Below are 13,748 nucleotides of genomic sequence, written 5' to 3'. Positions count from 1 at the left end.
CGGGCCCCGGCGTTTCCGAAACCTCCTGAAATCTCCCGGAATCGAGGCGAATACCCGTGTACGCCGTCGCAGGACCGGCCCTGCTGCGGGCCGCCGCCCGTCCGGCCGGGGCCGGACCGGGGTGGTGGCCCGACCTGGCCGACACCGGCCCCCATGCCACCGCGAACTGGCGGGCCTGGCTCCAACACGTCTGGTCGGACGCCGTGTTCGCGGCGACCGTCGAGGTCGCCGCGGGCCCGCAACTCGCCGCCCGGGTGCGCGAGGTGGTCTTCCACTTCGACCACCTCCCGAGGCGGCGGCTGCGCCGGCTGACGGCCTCGGTGATGCAGTACGCGCTGCGCCAGCAGCGGGCCACACCCTTCGGGCTGTTCGCCGGGGTGACCGCGGTGCCCTTCGGCGAGTTCCCCTCCGCGCCCCGCTGGGGGGCGGCCCGGGCGGTGGCGCGGCCCGACGCGCGCTGGCTGGCCTCCGTAGTGCGGGAGTTGGAGGAAGCGGTCGGGGACCTGCTGCCGGTGACAGCCAACCAGCTGCGGGTGCGCCGAGGGGAGCGTGTCGTCCTGCCGGTGATCCGCAACCCGCAGGGCGGGAAACCGGCGGAGGTGTCCGTCCGCGCCACCGGCCCGGTGCTGGCCGTGCTGAAGGCGGCCGACGGCGCGGTGTCGGTGACGCTCGGCGAACTCGCGAACCGCTTCCCGGCCGCCCCGGCGGACAAGGCACGCGCAATGCTCGGCGAGCTGGTGCGGCAGGGCTTCCTGATCAGCATCCTGCGCCTGCCGACGACCGCGACCGACCCGCTCGGCCACCTGCTCGCCATCGCCCACACCACCGGCCTCGACCAGATCCCCGCCGCGGAGGCCGCCTGGAACACCCTTCGAACGGTCCGCGAGCAGCTGGCCCGGCACAACGAGTTGGACGACCCGACGGCGCAGCGGACGCTGCGGTCCCGGTTGACTCGGCAGCTGACCCGCCAACAGGGCGGGGTCCCGGACGTGCCGTCGCCGCTAATGGTGGATCTGCGGCTGGACGCGGGTCCGGCGGCCCTGCCTCGGCGGGTGGCGTCGCTGCTGGCCGGCGCGGCCGAGGTGCTGACCCGGCTGTCGCCGTTCCCGGACGGCCATCCGGCCTGGGTGGACTACCACCGCCGGTTCGCGGAGCGGTTCGGGCCTGGCGCGGTGGTGCCGGTGCTGGAGCTGGTGAACCCGGACACCGGGATGGGCTTCCCCGCCCGCTACCAGGACTCGGTCCTGCCCGACGTGCCGCCGCAGTTCGGACGGCGCGACGCCCAGCTTCTGGCGTTGGCGCAGAAGGCCGCCGTCGAGTGCCTGGATGAGGTCGACCTCGATGGCCCGCTGCTGGAGCGCCTCGCCCCGGCGCTGGAAGGGGCGGTGCAGCCGCACGCCGAGCTGACGTTGCGGCTGTCGGCTTACGGTGTAGGGCCTTTCACATACGGGGCCGTGCCGTTCACCCTGGTGGTGCAGGCGGTACCGCGAGCGGCGGGCACGACCGCGGGCCGGTTCCTGTACCTGCTGGAGCCCGAACGCCGGCGCGAGTTGGAGGCGGTGATCGCCGCCGCGCCGCCGTTGCGGGCGGACGCGCTGGTAGTGCAGGTGTCGGCACCGCCGCTGTACGCCCGAGCCGAGAACGTAGTCCGGGCCCCGGCACTGCTGCCCGTGCTGACGCTGGGGGAGTACCCGCAGGTCGGATCAGGGGCACTGCGGCTGGAGGACCTGGGGGTGTGTGCGGACGAGCGGCGGATGTGGCTGGTCCGGGTCGCCGACCGCCGCCCGGTGGAGGTGCGGGTCCTCAACGCGGTGGACTTCCGGGCGAACACCGACCCGTTGGTGCGGTTCCTGTGCGAGATCACCCACGCCCACACCCCGTGGCTGACCGCGTTCAACTGGGGCGCGGCCGGGCAGCTGCCCTACCTGCCGCGGGTGCGCTACGGGGAGGTAGTGCTGTCGGCGGCGCGCTGGCACCTGCCCGCCGCCGACCTGCCCGGCAAGGACGCACCGTGGGAGGACTGGCAGGTGGCGGTGGGCGAGTGGATCGCCCGCTACAACGTCCCGGCGGCGGTGTACCTGTCGCAGCAGGACCTGCGGCTGCCGCTGGACCTGCGGTTGCCGGAGCATCTGGTACTGCTGCGCGAGCACCTGCTGCGGGAGCCGACCGCGATCCTGATCGAGGCCCCGGGGCCGGGCGAGAACTCGTGGTGCGGCGGCCGGGCGCACGAGATCACCGTGCAGCTGCACTCCACCCAAGCCCCGCTGCCCGCCGCCCACCCGCGGCCCGGGCGACCGGTCACGGTCCGGTCCGGGCACCTGCCCGGCGCATCTGGGTGGCTGTCGGCCCGCTTGTTCGGCAACCCGCGCCGCGCCGACGAACTCCTGTCCCGTGTGCCCGAGCTGATTGGCCGGTGGATGGTTCCGCCGCAGTGGTGGTTCATACGACACACCGACCCCGAACCGCACCTGCGCCTGCGCATCCCGGTCTCCGCCATCGCCGCGTGGTCACTGGCGGCCGAGCGCATCGGCACGTGGGCGGCGCAGATGCGGGAGGAGGGCCTGCTGACGCGGATGGAGCTCGACACGTACCTGCCGGAGTCCGGCCGGTACGGGCGAGGGGCCGCATTGCGCGCGGCGGAGGCGTTCTTCGCCGCCGACTCCCGGGCGGCGCTGGCTCAACTCGCCTACCAGCGCGCCACCTCCACCGACCCGGCCACCGTCACCACGGCAAGCATGCTCGACCTCGCCACCGCGCTGCTCGGTCCCGAAGCGGGTCACGCCTGGCTGCTGGAGCGGGTGCCCCGGCACAGCGAGATGCCGCTGCCGCGCACCGCGTCCCGCCTAGCCGTCGAACTGGTTTCCGAACCCGAGAAGTTGGCGCTCGCCGAGGGGGGTCGCGCCCTCGCCTGGGCGTGGAGCGTGCGGGCCGACGCGCTGGAGCACTACCGCAAGGCCCTCGGCCGGGACGGCGAGCTGGAGCCCGCCGACGTCCTCGGCTCGCTGCTGCACCTGCACCACGCCCGGGTCGTCGGCCTTGATCCGGTCAGCGAGCGCGTCTGCCACCGCTTGGCCCGCGCCGCCGCGCTCACCATCACTGCCCGAACCGCTCGCGCCGAGGAAGGACAACCGGCATGACCGCCGAACTGCTCGCACCGCCCACCGACGCCTCCGCCCAGTGGGGCCAGTCCCTGGCCAAGGGCGGCCTCGCCACCGCACTGCTGCACATCGAGCGCGCCGCCACCGGCCGGGGAAGCTGGGACACCGCCCACGAGTGGATCACCGCGTGCGTGAGCCAGCCCGTGCACTCCTTCGCCGAGGCCGGCGTGTTCTACGGCGCTCCTGCTGTCGCCCACGTCCTGCACCTCGCCGCGATCCACGGGCCGCGCGCCTACCACCAGCCGCGCATGGGCCTGAACTCCGCGGTGGAGCACGTGGTGGAGCAGCGCCTGGCCGCCGCCCACCGCCGCATCGACGCCGGGCAGCGGCCCGAGTTCCACGAGTTCGACCTCCTCGGCGGGCTGACCGGTCTCGGCGCGCACCTGCGGGTCCAGGGCCGCCAGGAGCTGCTGCGCGACGTGCTGGCCTACCTGGTGCGGCTGACCGTGCCGGTGCAGGGGCGCTCGGGCTGGTGGACCCACCTGGCGCCCAACGGCGAGCCGGACGAGCAGTATCCGGGCGGGCACGGCAACTTCGGCATCGCGCACGGCATCACCGGCCCGATTGCTCTGCTCTCCCTCACCTACCTCGACGGCACCCGCCTCCCGGGCCAGTTGGAGGCGATCGAGCGCATCCTCGACTGGCTGGACACCTGGCAGCAGAACGGCACCGCCCGCGTCTGGTGGCCCGAGGCACTGACCGCGGCCGAGGCCGACAGCGGCCGCACCCGGCAGTCGAAGCCGCTGCGCCCGTCCTGGTGCTACGGCACCCCCGGCATCGCCACCGCCTTGCACCACGCCGCCCGCGCCACCGGCGACACCGGCCGCGCCCGCACCGCCGAGGCCGCCTTCCTCGACGCCCTCGAAGACCCCGACCAGGCCCACAGCCTCACCGACGGCACCGTCTGCCACGGCACCGCCGGCGTCCGTCTGGCCGCCCGGCGCTTCGCCGAACGCACCGATGACCACGCCACCGCCCTGCGCATCCTCGCCGCCGCCAGCAACCTGCCCGACCCCGGCACCGACGCCACCGGCCACGGCCTGCTCGAAGGCACCGCCGGCATCGCCCTCACCCGCTGCTCCCTGGCCGCCGACAGCCCCGACATCGGCTGGGACGCCCTGCTGCTGCTCGTCTGACCCGACCTGACCCGACAAGGAGAACCCTGATGCTCGCCACCGGCGACCGCGCCTGGACGCAGGTCCACCTGCGCCTGGCCACCGACACTCCCGAGGAGCACGCCGTCCGGCTCCTCGGCCCCGCCCTGATAGCCCTGGAAGACCAAGGGCTGCTGGACGCCTGGCACTTCCTGCGCAAGGGCGACCGCTGGCGGCTGCGCTACCGCGAGAGCGCCTCCGGCACCTTGGAGGCCACCACCACCGCGGCCGCGGTCAACGAGGCCCTGGACATGTGCCGCGAGGCGGGCATGATCAGCGACTGGACCCCGGCCATCTACGAGCCGGAGACCTACGTGTTCGGCGGGGCGGCGGCGCTGCCCGCCGCCCACCGCCTCTCCCACCAGGACAGCCGTCACGCCCTCACGTACCTCGCCGCCGTGCACCGCGGCAAACTGCCCGACCAGCGGGCCGAGCTGTGGCTGCTGCTCGGCACGGCCGCGATGCGCGGTGCCGGCCTCGACTGGTACGAGATCGGCGACACCTGGGCGCAGGTCGCCGAGAACCGGCCCGCAGACGGTCCCCAGCTGTCGGCCTCGAACCACCGTCTGGTCGACGCCGCCTGCACCCTGCTGCAGGCCGACACCACCCCCGGCTCCGCGCTTCTGGAAGGCCGACTCGCCCACGCCGCGCCCTGGTTCGGCGCGTTCGCCGTCTACGGCCTCACCTTGCGGGCCCTGGCTGACGAGGGCCAGCTGTGGCGTGGGCAGCGTGCCGTCCTCGCCCACCACCAGCTGTTCGCCGCCAACCGTCTCGGCCTTTCCTACCAGCAGCAGGCGGCCCTCGCCTCGGCGGCCGCCGGTGCCGTCCTGGACCTGGTTGACGCCAACGAGGCGGTGCTGCGATGAGCGTCCGGCCCACCGGCCCGCTCGGCGACGCCTTCACCCGCCTGCCCCTCGTCCCCCGCAGGCACGCACTCGCCGCCCCGCTGGAGCAGCGGGTGCAGCAGCTCACCGAACTCGCCCGGCAGGCCGCCGACACCGAGAACCCGACCACCGCCACCAGCGTCCACAACCGCGCCGCGCTGCTCGCCTCCGACCGCGGCCTACCCGGCCTGGCCCGCGTGCTGTGCCACAACCACGCCGGCTTCTACCTCGCCCACCGGCCGCTGCCCACCGATCTGGCCCGCCTGGCCCTCGAACCCCTCGTCAACCTCGCCCACCTCGAACTGCGCGCGGGCAATGGCATCGCCGCACTCGCGATCCTGGACGAGCTGCTGCGCGCCGTCGCCGAGAACGACGACGCCACCCTCGGTGGCAACCTGATCATCCCCCTCGCCGAGCTGACCGCGAACAGCGCCGACCGCGCCGACGTCCACAAGTGGCTCGCCGACATCCAGGTCTTCGACGGGGCCCGCGCCCTGGCCCGCGCCGGGCGCTGGGCCGACGCCCACCTCCACCTCAAGCAGTCCACCGCCCCCGGCGACCGCCTCTTCGAGGCCCGCCAAGTCGCCGCCATCGCCATGGCCCTCGAAGGCCGCACCGCCCTGGCCCGCGCTCTGGCCCGCGACACCGCCGCCGAAGAGCCATGGGAACACGCCGTCGCCGCCGCTCTGACCACCGCGTGCACGCTGCTCGACGGCGACCCGGCCGCCGAGCAGACCGAGGCCCTGCTCCGCACCCACGCCGCCGTCACCCCGCGGGAGGGCAGCGCGGTGTTCGACACCCGGCTCGCCCTGACGGTCGCCGACCTCGCCACCGCCGCCGGCCAACTCCCGCACGCCGCCCGCGTCTACATCACCGCCGTCGCCCAGACGCTCACCGAACCCGAGGGCTACAGCGCCCGCGACCTCGAACGCCACCGCCTCGCAGACGGCCTCCCCGCCGAACAACGCCACCAACTGACAGCCATCGCCGCCGAATCCGGTATCGGCGGCCCGGCCACCCTCACGACCGACCACGAAGACCGCATCACCGCTGCCCTCGCCCTGGCCACCGCCGTCATCACCAAGGCCGCCGCCGAGTCCCCTTCGCCGTCGCGGCCGTGAGCACATCGCCAGCCAGGAACACCAGGTCCGACCAAGATCCCTACCGGTGCTCGGGGTTCTCGAAGTCGAAGCGGCAGCCCGCGTCCCACTCCGAACGCTGGTTGCCGTGCGCCGGGATGCCGCCCGCGTCCTTGAGCATCCGCGCCAGGTGGAGCTGGTTCCACGTCATGAACGTCGTGTTGCGGTTGGTGAAGTCGTTCTCCGGCCCGCCCGATCCGGGATCGAGGTACGACGGCCCGGGCCCGGCCTCCCCCACCCAGCCCGCGTCGGCCTGGGGCGGAATCACGAACCCCAGGTGCTGGAGGCTGTAGAGGACGTTCATCGCGCAGTGCTTGGCGCCGTCCTCGTTGCCGGTGATCAGGCAGCCTCCGACGCGGCCGTAATAGGCGTACTGGCCATGGGAGTTGAGGATGGAGGAGCAGGCGTACAGCCGCTCGACGACCTGCTTCATCACCGAGGAGTTGTCGCCGAGCCAGATCGGGCCGGCGAGGGTGAGGATGTCGGCGTTCATGATCTGGGAGTAGAGGATGGGCCAGTCGTCGGTGTCCCAGCCGTGTTCGGTCATGTCGGGCCAGACGCCGGTGGCGATGTCGTGGTCGATGGCGCGGATCTGTTCGACCTGGACGCCCTGGCGGTGCAGGATGTCGGCGCTGATGTCGATGAGGCCCTGGGTGTGGCTGCGTTCGGGGGAGCGCTTGAGGGTGCAGTTGAGGAAGACCGCCCGCAGGTCGGTGTAGGTGGTCATCGCTGTCCGTTTCGGGAGCGGGGCAGGGGGGCCTCATCGCACCATGCGTCCGCGCACCGGCCCGGGACCGTCCGCCGTTCGACGGACGGTCCGGCGTGCCGTAGCGACAAGAAGACAATCCGTCAGGCGGCGCTCAGTGAGAAGTAGTTCTCCTCCTCCTGCGCGAAGTGCAGTTGCAGGACGGAGTGCAGGCCGTAGAGGCAGGCGCGCAGGTCGTCGTGCTGTTCGGGGGCGAGGGCGCCGGTGGGTTCGGCGTGGGTGAGGTGGGTGGTGATGCGGTGGGCGAGGCGGTGGATCTCGGTGTGGGTGCGGCTCATGGTGGCGGTGGTTTCGGGGCCGCCGAGGGCGTCGGCGAGGGCGGGGTAGAGCTCGTGTTCCTCGGCCTCCTCGTGCGGGAGGAGCCGGGTGGTGAGCAGGTGGTCGACGTGCCGGACGGCGGCGAGGGCGTCGGCGGAGCCGGGGTCGGCGGCGGTGAGCCGGTCGGCGGCGTCGCGGACGGCTTCCAGGACGTCGCGCAGGTCGTCGTGTTCGGCGGCGAAGCGGCGGACCAGTTCTTCGGTGTCGGCGGTGATCTCCGGTCCGACGCCGGGCCCGGGGCGCAGGGCGCGCAGGGCGTTGAGGATGACGGCGATGTCGATGAGTTCCTGGAGCAGGGCGCCGGCGGCGGGCGGTAGCAGGCCGAATCCGGCGAAGCCCATGGCGACGAGGGAGAGCAGCATGCCGCCGAGCGCGGACTGGACGGCGATCCGGCGGGAGCGGGTGGCGATCTGGGCGGCGTCGGCGAGGCGGTCGACGCGGTCGGCGGTGAGGACGATGTCGGCGGCTTCGGAGGAGGCGCTGGCGCCGCGGGCGCCCATGGCGACGCCGACGTCGGCGGCGGCGAGCGCGGGGGCGTCGTTGACGCCGTCGCCGACCATGACTGTGACGGCGCGTTCGCGTTCGGCGCGGACGGCGGCGACCTTGTCGGTGGGCGACTGGCGGGCGCGGACCTCGTCGAGGCCGACCACGGCGGCGATTTCGCGGGCGGGTTCGGGGCGGTCGCCGGTGATCATGACCAGCCGGGTGACGCCGGCTCCGCGCAGGCGGCGAACGGTGCGCGGGGCGTCGTGCCGGACGGGATCGCGGAGCAGGACGGCGCCGATCGGCCGGTCGTCGACGGCGACCCAGGCGACGGCGGCGCCGTCGAGCGCGGCGCGGTTGTCGGCGGCCCGGGCCCAGGCCGGCAGCTGCGAGGTGTCGCGTTGGCCGACGGTGGCGGTGCTGCCGTCGGCGAGGGTGGCGCGGGCGCCGTGGCCGGGCTGTTCGGTGACGTCGTGGACGGGGGGCAGGGTGAGGCCGCGTTCGGAGGCGGCGGCGGTGATGGCTTCGGCGAGGACGTGCGGCGAGTACTGGTCGACGGCGGCGGCGAGCGCGAGGACCTCGGCGGGGGTGCGGCCGGGGGCGGTGGCGATGTCGAAGGCGCGGGGGCGTCCGGTGGTGAGGGTGCCGGTCTTGTCGAGGCAGACGGTGCGCGCCCGGCCGAGGGTTTCCAGCGCGGCTCCGTCGCGGACCACGACGCCCTTGCGGGCGGCGCGCGAGATGCCGGAGACGATGGCGACGGGTGCGGCGAGCAGCAGCGGGCAGGGGGTGGCGACGACCAGGACGGCGACGGCGCGGACCGCGTCACCGGAGATCAGCCAGGCCAGGCCGGCGGCGGCGAGGGCGAGCGGCAGGAACCAGGCCGCGTAGCGGTCGGCGAGGCGGATGACGGGGGCGCGTTCGGCGCCGGCCTGCTGGGTGAGGCGGACGATTTCGGCGTAGGTGCTGTGTTCCTCGGTGGCGGTGGCGCGCAGCTCGAAGGCGCTGCCGGCGTTGACGGCGCCGCTGCGGACGGGGTCGCCGGCCGCGCGGGCGACCTGGGCGGATTCGCCGGTGAGCACGGATTCGTCGAGGACGGCGCGGCTGCCGGTGATCCGGCCGTCCACGGGGACGGTTTCGCCGGGGCCGACGATCAGCCGGTCGCCGATCCGGATGTCGGCGAGCGGGACGGTCTCGGTGGTGTCGCCGGTGCGCCGGCGGGCGGTGCGGGGGGCGTGCCGGAGCAGTTCGCGCAGGTCGCGGGTGGCGCGGCGTTCGGCGGCTGCGTCGAGCCAGCGGCCGCCGGAGAGCATCAGGGCGATCAGCGCGCCGGCCAGGTACTCGCCGGTGGCGAGGGTGCCGACCAGGGCGAGGACGGCGATCAGGTCGACGCCCGCCCGGCCGCGCCGCAGGGCCTGGACGACCCACATCAGGGCGGGGGCGATGGCGGCAGCGGTGGCGACGATCCAGCACTGGTCGGCGAAGCCGTGGGCGCCGGCGGCCCAGGCGATCAGGCCGACGGCGGTGGCGACGGCGACCGCGCCGAGCAGGACGGGTTCGATGCCGCCGCCGCTGAGCAGCTGTCGGGCGCCGCCCTGTTCGCTCGGCGCGGTGTGCGGTGCCATGGGGGGTCTCCTCCGCTCGGCCTGCTGGTTTTCCCTTCCAGTGCACCTCGCTCCGCCCGGTCCGGCCAGGGGCCGATCGGCCCGGGCGGCCGGGCCACAAGATCCCGAGATCCTGGGGCGGGTGGGCCGGGCGGGGTAGGTTCGGGGTGTTGGTGTTCCCATCCGGTGTCCCGGGGTGTCCGGGGGCCGGCGTACAGAGGGCAGGTGGGGTATGGAGTCGCTGTTCGAGCTTCCGATCCGGACGCTGGCGGGCGAGCCGTCGTCGCTGGCGGACTACCGGGGCAAGGTGCTGCTGCTGGTGAACGTGGCGTCGAAGTGCGGGCTGACGCCGCAGTACTCGGGTCTGGAGCGGTTGCAGCAGACGTACGGGGAGCGCGGGTTCACCGTGCTCGGCTTCCCGTGCAACCAGTTCGCGGGGCAGGAGCCGGGGTCGGCGGAGGAGATCCAGGAGTTCTGCTCGACCACGTACGGGGTGTCGTTCCCGCTGTTCGAGAAGGTCGACGTGAACGGGGACGGCCGGCACCCGATCTACGCGCGGCTGACGGAGCTGGCGGACGCCTCGGGCGAGGCCGGGGACGTCCAGTGGAACTTCGAGAAGTTCCTGGTGGGTGCGGACGGCGAGCCGGTCGGCCGGTTCCGGCCGCGGACCGAGCCGGAGTCGGCGGAGCTGGTGGCGGCGATCGAGGCGCAGCTGCGCGGCTGACGGCGGGCAAGGTCCTCGGGTCCGGGCTGTCCGGTTCCGCCCACGGGCGGAGAACTGTACAGATAACCTGCGCAGTAAGGCTGGGCAGTCCGGGCCCGTTCCGGCTGCCCTCGTCACGACCGTCACGACGAAAGGCACCCCGTGTCCGTCACCGCGCTCGACCCCGCCACCGCCCTGGTGGTCATCGACCTCCAGCAGGCCTTCCTCGGTTTCCCCGGCAGCCCGTATTCGGTGCGCGAGGTGCTGGACCGCAACGTCCGCCTGGCCGAGGCGTTCCGCGCCGCGCGGCTGCCGGTGGTGTTGGTGCGGGTGTCCTTCGCACCCGACGGCGGGGACGTGATGCCCGGCCGCACCGAGCAGCCCCGCCCCTCCGTGGCCCACCCCGAGGGCTGGGACGCTCCGATCCCCGAGCTCCACGAGCCGTCCGACCTGGTGGTGACCAAGCACAACTGGGGCGCGTTCCACGGCACCGACCTGGACGGGCAGCTGCGCCGGCGCGGGGTGACGCAGATCGTGCTCACGGGTGTCGCGACCAGCATCGGCGTGGAGTCCACCGCCCGCGCCGCCTACGAACACGGCTACCACGTGACGCTCGCGGTCGACGCGATGACGGACACGGACGCGGAGGCGCACCGGGGCAGCGTGGGGCGGATCTTCCCGCGCCTTGGCGAGACCGGTACCACCGAGGAGATCCTCGGCCTGCTGGCCGGCTCCCGCTGAACCCGCTCGGACAGGACGGAACCCGCCGGGCGGTCGCACGGGCGGACCGGGCCGGCGGGTTCCGGGGCGGGTCGGCTCAGGCCTCGCCGGGGTGCCAGGCGGGCCACTGCCAGGGGCGGTCGTCCCAGTGCACCCGGACGGGGTCGTGCGGGTCGAGGTCGGGGAAGTGGTGTTTCACCTCCGGTTCGAACTCCTCGGGGGCGAGCGGTTTCCATCCGGCGTCCTTGAAGTGGACGAGGCGGTAGCGGCTGTCGGTGCGGAACTCCGCGACCCGCACCAGGGGCTCGTCGGCCGTCCCGGTCCCGTTTCCGGTGTTGCTTTTGGTCGTCATGCCGCCAGCTTCGGCCGCGTCCCGGTGCCGCGCGCGCTCGCACCGCCGATGCCGCCGCAGGTGTCACCGTTCGGCCCCGATCGCACCGGGGGTGTCACGGACGGGCCCCGGTCCGGCACGGACGGTGGGAAAAGTGGGCAGTCCCGTACCGTGGAGGGGAGTTCGGAGGGTTCGTCGGGAGGACCGCATGGGCAAGGGCAAGGCGGCGGCGCGGGTGCGCGGGCTGGACGGCCTGGCGGTGACGCGCTCCGCGTGGGGGCTGTACCGGGAGACCCGGCAGCCGGGCGCGCCAGGGTTGGCGGCGCGGGTGTGGGCGCTGCCGCGCCTGGTCCGGGACGTGCTGCTGCGCCGCTACTCGGGGGTGGGGCCGGGCAAGCTGCTGCTGTTGACCTTCGTGGTGGCGGTGTACCTGGTCAGCCCGATCGACGCGATCCCGGACTTCATCCCGGTGCTCGGCTGGAGCGACGACACCGGTCTGCTGCTGTGGTTCCTGGTGGGCCTGACGCGGGAGTCCGGCCGGTACGTGGAGTGGACGCGACGCGCCGCGGCCGGCGAGCTGCCCTCCGGCGGCTGACCACTGCTTCCGTTACAGCGACTTGATCAGCTTCTCGAAGCGCAGGTCGGGCCTGCGCGGGAGGCCGAACCGCTCGTCGCCGTACGGGAACGGCTCGTACACGCCGGTGCGGGTGTAGCCGCGCCGCTCGTACCAGGCGATCAGGTCGGGCCGCTGTTCGATGACGGTCATCTCCATCGTCGTGACGCCCCAGGCGTCCCGGGCCCATTCCTCGGCGCGGGCCAGTACCTGGCGGCCGAGGCCGCCGCCCTGGGCGGCCGGGGAGACCGAGAACATGCCGAAGTAGCCGTTGGCGCCCCGCCGTTCGACGTGGCAGCAGGCCAGCAGCCGGCCGTCCTGTTCGGCCAGCAGCACCACCGATTCGGGGTGGGTGAGCAGTTCGGCCACGGCGGCCTCGTCGGTGCGCTGGCCGTCCAGCAGGTCCGCCTCGGTGGTCCAGCCGGCCCGGCTGGCGTCGCCCCGGTACGCGGACTCGACCAGTGCAACCACCTCCGGCACGTCCTGCGCCCCGGCCGGTCGGAAGGCCGGCCCGGAGACGGCGTCGAGGTCGGCGAGACGGGGGGCGGTCGGCTCGGCGATCATGTGGTGCGCTCCTTACAGGTGCTGGAACGGCCATCGTGCCACAGCGCCCTGCCCGGCCCCGGGGGCCGTCCGACGACCGGACGTACGCGTGAAACGCCAGCTCAGGCCGGTCTTGGCACGCGCCCGGCAAGATCGGCCGGACAGGCCCTGGCTCAGGCCGGCTCGCTCGCGGGGACGGGCTGCTCGGCCGGGCCGGGGTAGGGCAGGATCTGGCGGAGCAGTCCGCGCGGGTGGCCGCGGCGGCGCCACTCGCGGGGGTAGCCGAGCGAGACCTCTTCGAAGCGGACGCCCTCGTACCAGGTGGTGCGCGGGATGTGCAGGTGGCCGTAGACCACGGCGGCGACGTTGAAGCGGCGGTGCCAGTCGGCGGTGAGTTCGGTGCCGCACCACTGGGCGAAGTCGGGGTAGTACAGGACGTCGGTGGGGCGGCGGTCCAGTGGCCAGTGGCTGACGAGTACCAGCGGCAGTTCCGGGTCGTGTGCGGAGAGCGCTTTCTCGGTGGCTTCGACGCGTTCCCGGCACCAGTCCTCGACGCCCGCGTACGGTGCGGGGCTGAGCCGGTACTCGTCGGTGCAGACCACTCCGTTCTCGCGGGCGCGGGCCAGCGACTCGGCCTTGGTGTGCACGCCGGGCACCCGAAAGCTGTAGTCGTAGAGCGTGAACACGGGGGCGATGGCGCAGGGGCCGCCGGGGCCGGTCCAGACGGGGTACGGGTCCTCGGGGGTGACGACGCCGATCTCCCGGCAGCGCTCGACGAGTTGGCGGTAGCGCTCGGGGGCGTCGATGGGGACGGGATCGCGGGTGGTGCTCCACAGTTCGTGGTTGCCGGGCGTCCAGATGATCTTGGCGAAGCGTCCGGCGAGGAAGCGCAGGGTGCCTTCGACGGCGTCGACCTGTTCGGCGACGTCACCGGCGACAATCAGCCAGTCGTCCGGGCCTGTTGGTCGGAGTGCGTCGAGGACCGGCCGGTTCTCGGCGACGCCGACGTGGAGGTCGCTCACTGCGAGCAGGCGTCCGTCCGCCACCGCTCCCCCAGTTCGTGTCCACCGGCGCACCGGTTCCGCTTCGCCGGCGCATCCCGGCAGTGGAACGCGCGTTGACACGCTACCGCCGGGGGGTCGGCTACGCCAGCAGGAAGGGGTTTCTGTCGTAGTGTCAACATCCAGTGGAACCCCGGGTATTCAGCAGTGACGCCTATGTCTGTCCGCTCTACATACGTTCTGACGATGTGTGGCTTCTACACTCTGTTGACTGACGGGTCCATGACTATATGCTCCGCAGCGGCCGAAAATCGGCCTCCCCCTTCACCCCACT

Annotated in this window: 12 protein-coding genes; 7 read left to right on the top strand and 5 right to left on the bottom strand. The window is 73.5% G+C overall.

Features of this window, described 5'->3' with window-relative positions:
* Positions 1-56 precede the first annotated feature (56 nt).
* The 4 genes from ACFYST_RS17270 to ACFYST_RS17255 are packed head-to-tail and all read left to right on the top strand — an operon-like array spanning position 57 to position 6,317.
* The gene (locus ACFYST_RS17270; protein ID WP_387863140.1) at positions 57-3,137 is read left to right on the top strand and encodes a lantibiotic dehydratase; all 3,081 of its coding nucleotides are present in this window, start codon (positions 57-59) and stop codon (positions 3,135-3,137) included.
* Complete coding sequence (locus ACFYST_RS17265; protein ID WP_387863137.1) at positions 3,134-4,294, top strand: lanthionine synthetase C family protein; 1,161 nt, start codon at positions 3,134-3,136, stop codon at positions 4,292-4,294. The genes ACFYST_RS17270 and ACFYST_RS17265 overlap by 4 nt, the downstream gene beginning before the upstream one ends.
* A gap of 29 nt (positions 4,295-4,323) precedes the next feature.
* On the top strand, positions 4,324-5,178 hold the full coding sequence (locus ACFYST_RS17260; RefSeq protein WP_387863134.1) for a thiopeptide-type bacteriocin biosynthesis protein: 855 nt from the start codon (positions 4,324-4,326) through the stop codon (positions 5,176-5,178).
* A complete protein-coding gene (locus tag ACFYST_RS17255) occupies positions 5,175-6,317 on the top strand; it encodes a hypothetical protein (protein WP_387863131.1) in 1,143 nt (380 codons plus the stop codon). Before ACFYST_RS17260 ends, ACFYST_RS17255 begins: the two co-directional genes overlap by 4 nt.
* Positions 6,318-6,357: 40 nt before the next feature.
* On the opposite strand, the gene ACFYST_RS17250 is transcribed toward ACFYST_RS17255, so the two are convergent.
* Entirely contained in the window at positions 6,358-7,062 is a 705-nt protein-coding gene (locus tag ACFYST_RS17250) for a flavodoxin family protein (protein WP_387863128.1), read from the bottom strand.
* Between the two features lie 122 nt (positions 7,063-7,184).
* Entirely contained in the window at positions 7,185-9,524 is a 2,340-nt protein-coding gene (locus ACFYST_RS17245) for a heavy metal translocating P-type ATPase (RefSeq protein WP_387863126.1), read from the bottom strand.
* 211 nt (positions 9,525-9,735) lie between these two features.
* On the opposite strand from ACFYST_RS17245, the gene ACFYST_RS17240 reads away from it, so the two are divergent.
* Positions 9,736-10,227, top strand: a complete 492-nt coding sequence (locus tag ACFYST_RS17240) for a glutathione peroxidase (RefSeq protein ID WP_387643029.1) — start codon at positions 9,736-9,738, stop codon at positions 10,225-10,227.
* Between the two features lie 141 nt (positions 10,228-10,368).
* Positions 10,369-10,947 carry an isochorismatase family protein gene (locus ACFYST_RS17235; RefSeq protein WP_387863123.1) on the top strand — a complete coding sequence of 193 codons (579 nt, stop codon included), beginning with the start codon at positions 10,369-10,371 and terminating at the stop codon, positions 10,945-10,947.
* A 76-nt stretch (positions 10,948-11,023) separates the two neighbouring features.
* Here ACFYST_RS17235 and ACFYST_RS17230 read toward each other — a convergent pair whose 3' ends face one another.
* Positions 11,024-11,278, bottom strand: a complete 255-nt coding sequence (locus ACFYST_RS17230) for a hypothetical protein (RefSeq protein WP_387642634.1) — start codon at positions 11,276-11,278, stop codon at positions 11,024-11,026.
* A gap of 187 nt (positions 11,279-11,465) precedes the next feature.
* Here ACFYST_RS17230 and ACFYST_RS17225 point away from each other — a divergent pair, with 187 nt between their 5' ends.
* Positions 11,466-11,852 carry a YkvA family protein gene (locus ACFYST_RS17225; protein ID WP_387863121.1) on the top strand — a complete coding sequence of 129 codons (387 nt, stop codon included), beginning with the start codon at positions 11,466-11,468 and terminating at the stop codon, positions 11,850-11,852.
* 12 nt (positions 11,853-11,864) lie between these two features.
* Here the strand turns inward: ACFYST_RS17225 and ACFYST_RS17220 are convergent, their stop codons facing one another.
* Positions 11,865-12,434: a GNAT family N-acetyltransferase gene (locus ACFYST_RS17220; RefSeq protein WP_387863119.1), complete on the bottom strand. Its 570-nt coding sequence runs from the start codon at positions 12,432-12,434 to the stop codon at positions 11,865-11,867.
* A 152-nt stretch (positions 12,435-12,586) separates the two neighbouring features.
* A complete protein-coding gene (locus tag ACFYST_RS17215; protein WP_387863116.1) occupies positions 12,587-13,459 on the bottom strand; it encodes a metallophosphoesterase family protein in 873 nt (290 codons plus the stop codon).
* Positions 13,460-13,748: the final 289 nt, after the last annotated feature.

The organism is Kitasatospora sp. NPDC004614 (assembly GCF_042873675.1).
Taxonomy (GTDB): Bacteria; Actinomycetota; Actinomycetes; order Streptomycetales; family Streptomycetaceae; genus Kitasatospora.
The sequence above is the reverse complement of the archived record's forward strand: the minus strand, read 5'-3'. Positions and strand labels throughout refer to the sequence as shown.

What these genes read in the sequence shown, in the direction of transcription:
- ACFYST_RS17260 (WP_387863134.1), top strand. Translation starts at nt 4,324, where the DNA reads ATGCTCGCCACCGGCGACCGCGCCTGGACGCAGGTCCACCTGCGCCTG.
- ACFYST_RS17250 (WP_387863128.1), bottom strand. Translation starts at nt 7,062, where the DNA reads ATGACCACCTACACCGACCTGCGGGCGGTCTTCCTCAACTGCACCCTC.
- ACFYST_RS17240 (WP_387643029.1), top strand. Translation starts at nt 9,736, where the DNA reads ATGGAGTCGCTGTTCGAGCTTCCGATCCGGACGCTGGCGGGCGAGCCG.
- ACFYST_RS17230 (WP_387642634.1), bottom strand. Translation starts at nt 11,278, where the DNA reads ATGACGACCAAAAGCAACACCGGAAACGGGACCGGGACGGCCGACGAG.
- ACFYST_RS17220 (WP_387863119.1), bottom strand. Translation starts at nt 12,434, where the DNA reads ATGATCGCCGAGCCGACCGCCCCCCGTCTCGCCGACCTCGACGCCGTC.
- ACFYST_RS17245 (WP_387863126.1), bottom strand. Translation starts at nt 9,524, where the DNA reads ATGGCACCGCACACCGCGCCGAGCGAACAGGGCGGCGCCCGACAGCTG.
- ACFYST_RS17255 (WP_387863131.1), top strand. Translation starts at nt 5,175, where the DNA reads ATGAGCGTCCGGCCCACCGGCCCGCTCGGCGACGCCTTCACCCGCCTG.
- ACFYST_RS17225 (WP_387863121.1), top strand. Translation starts at nt 11,466, where the DNA reads ATGGGCAAGGGCAAGGCGGCGGCGCGGGTGCGCGGGCTGGACGGCCTG.
- ACFYST_RS17265 (WP_387863137.1), top strand. Translation starts at nt 3,134, where the DNA reads ATGACCGCCGAACTGCTCGCACCGCCCACCGACGCCTCCGCCCAGTGG.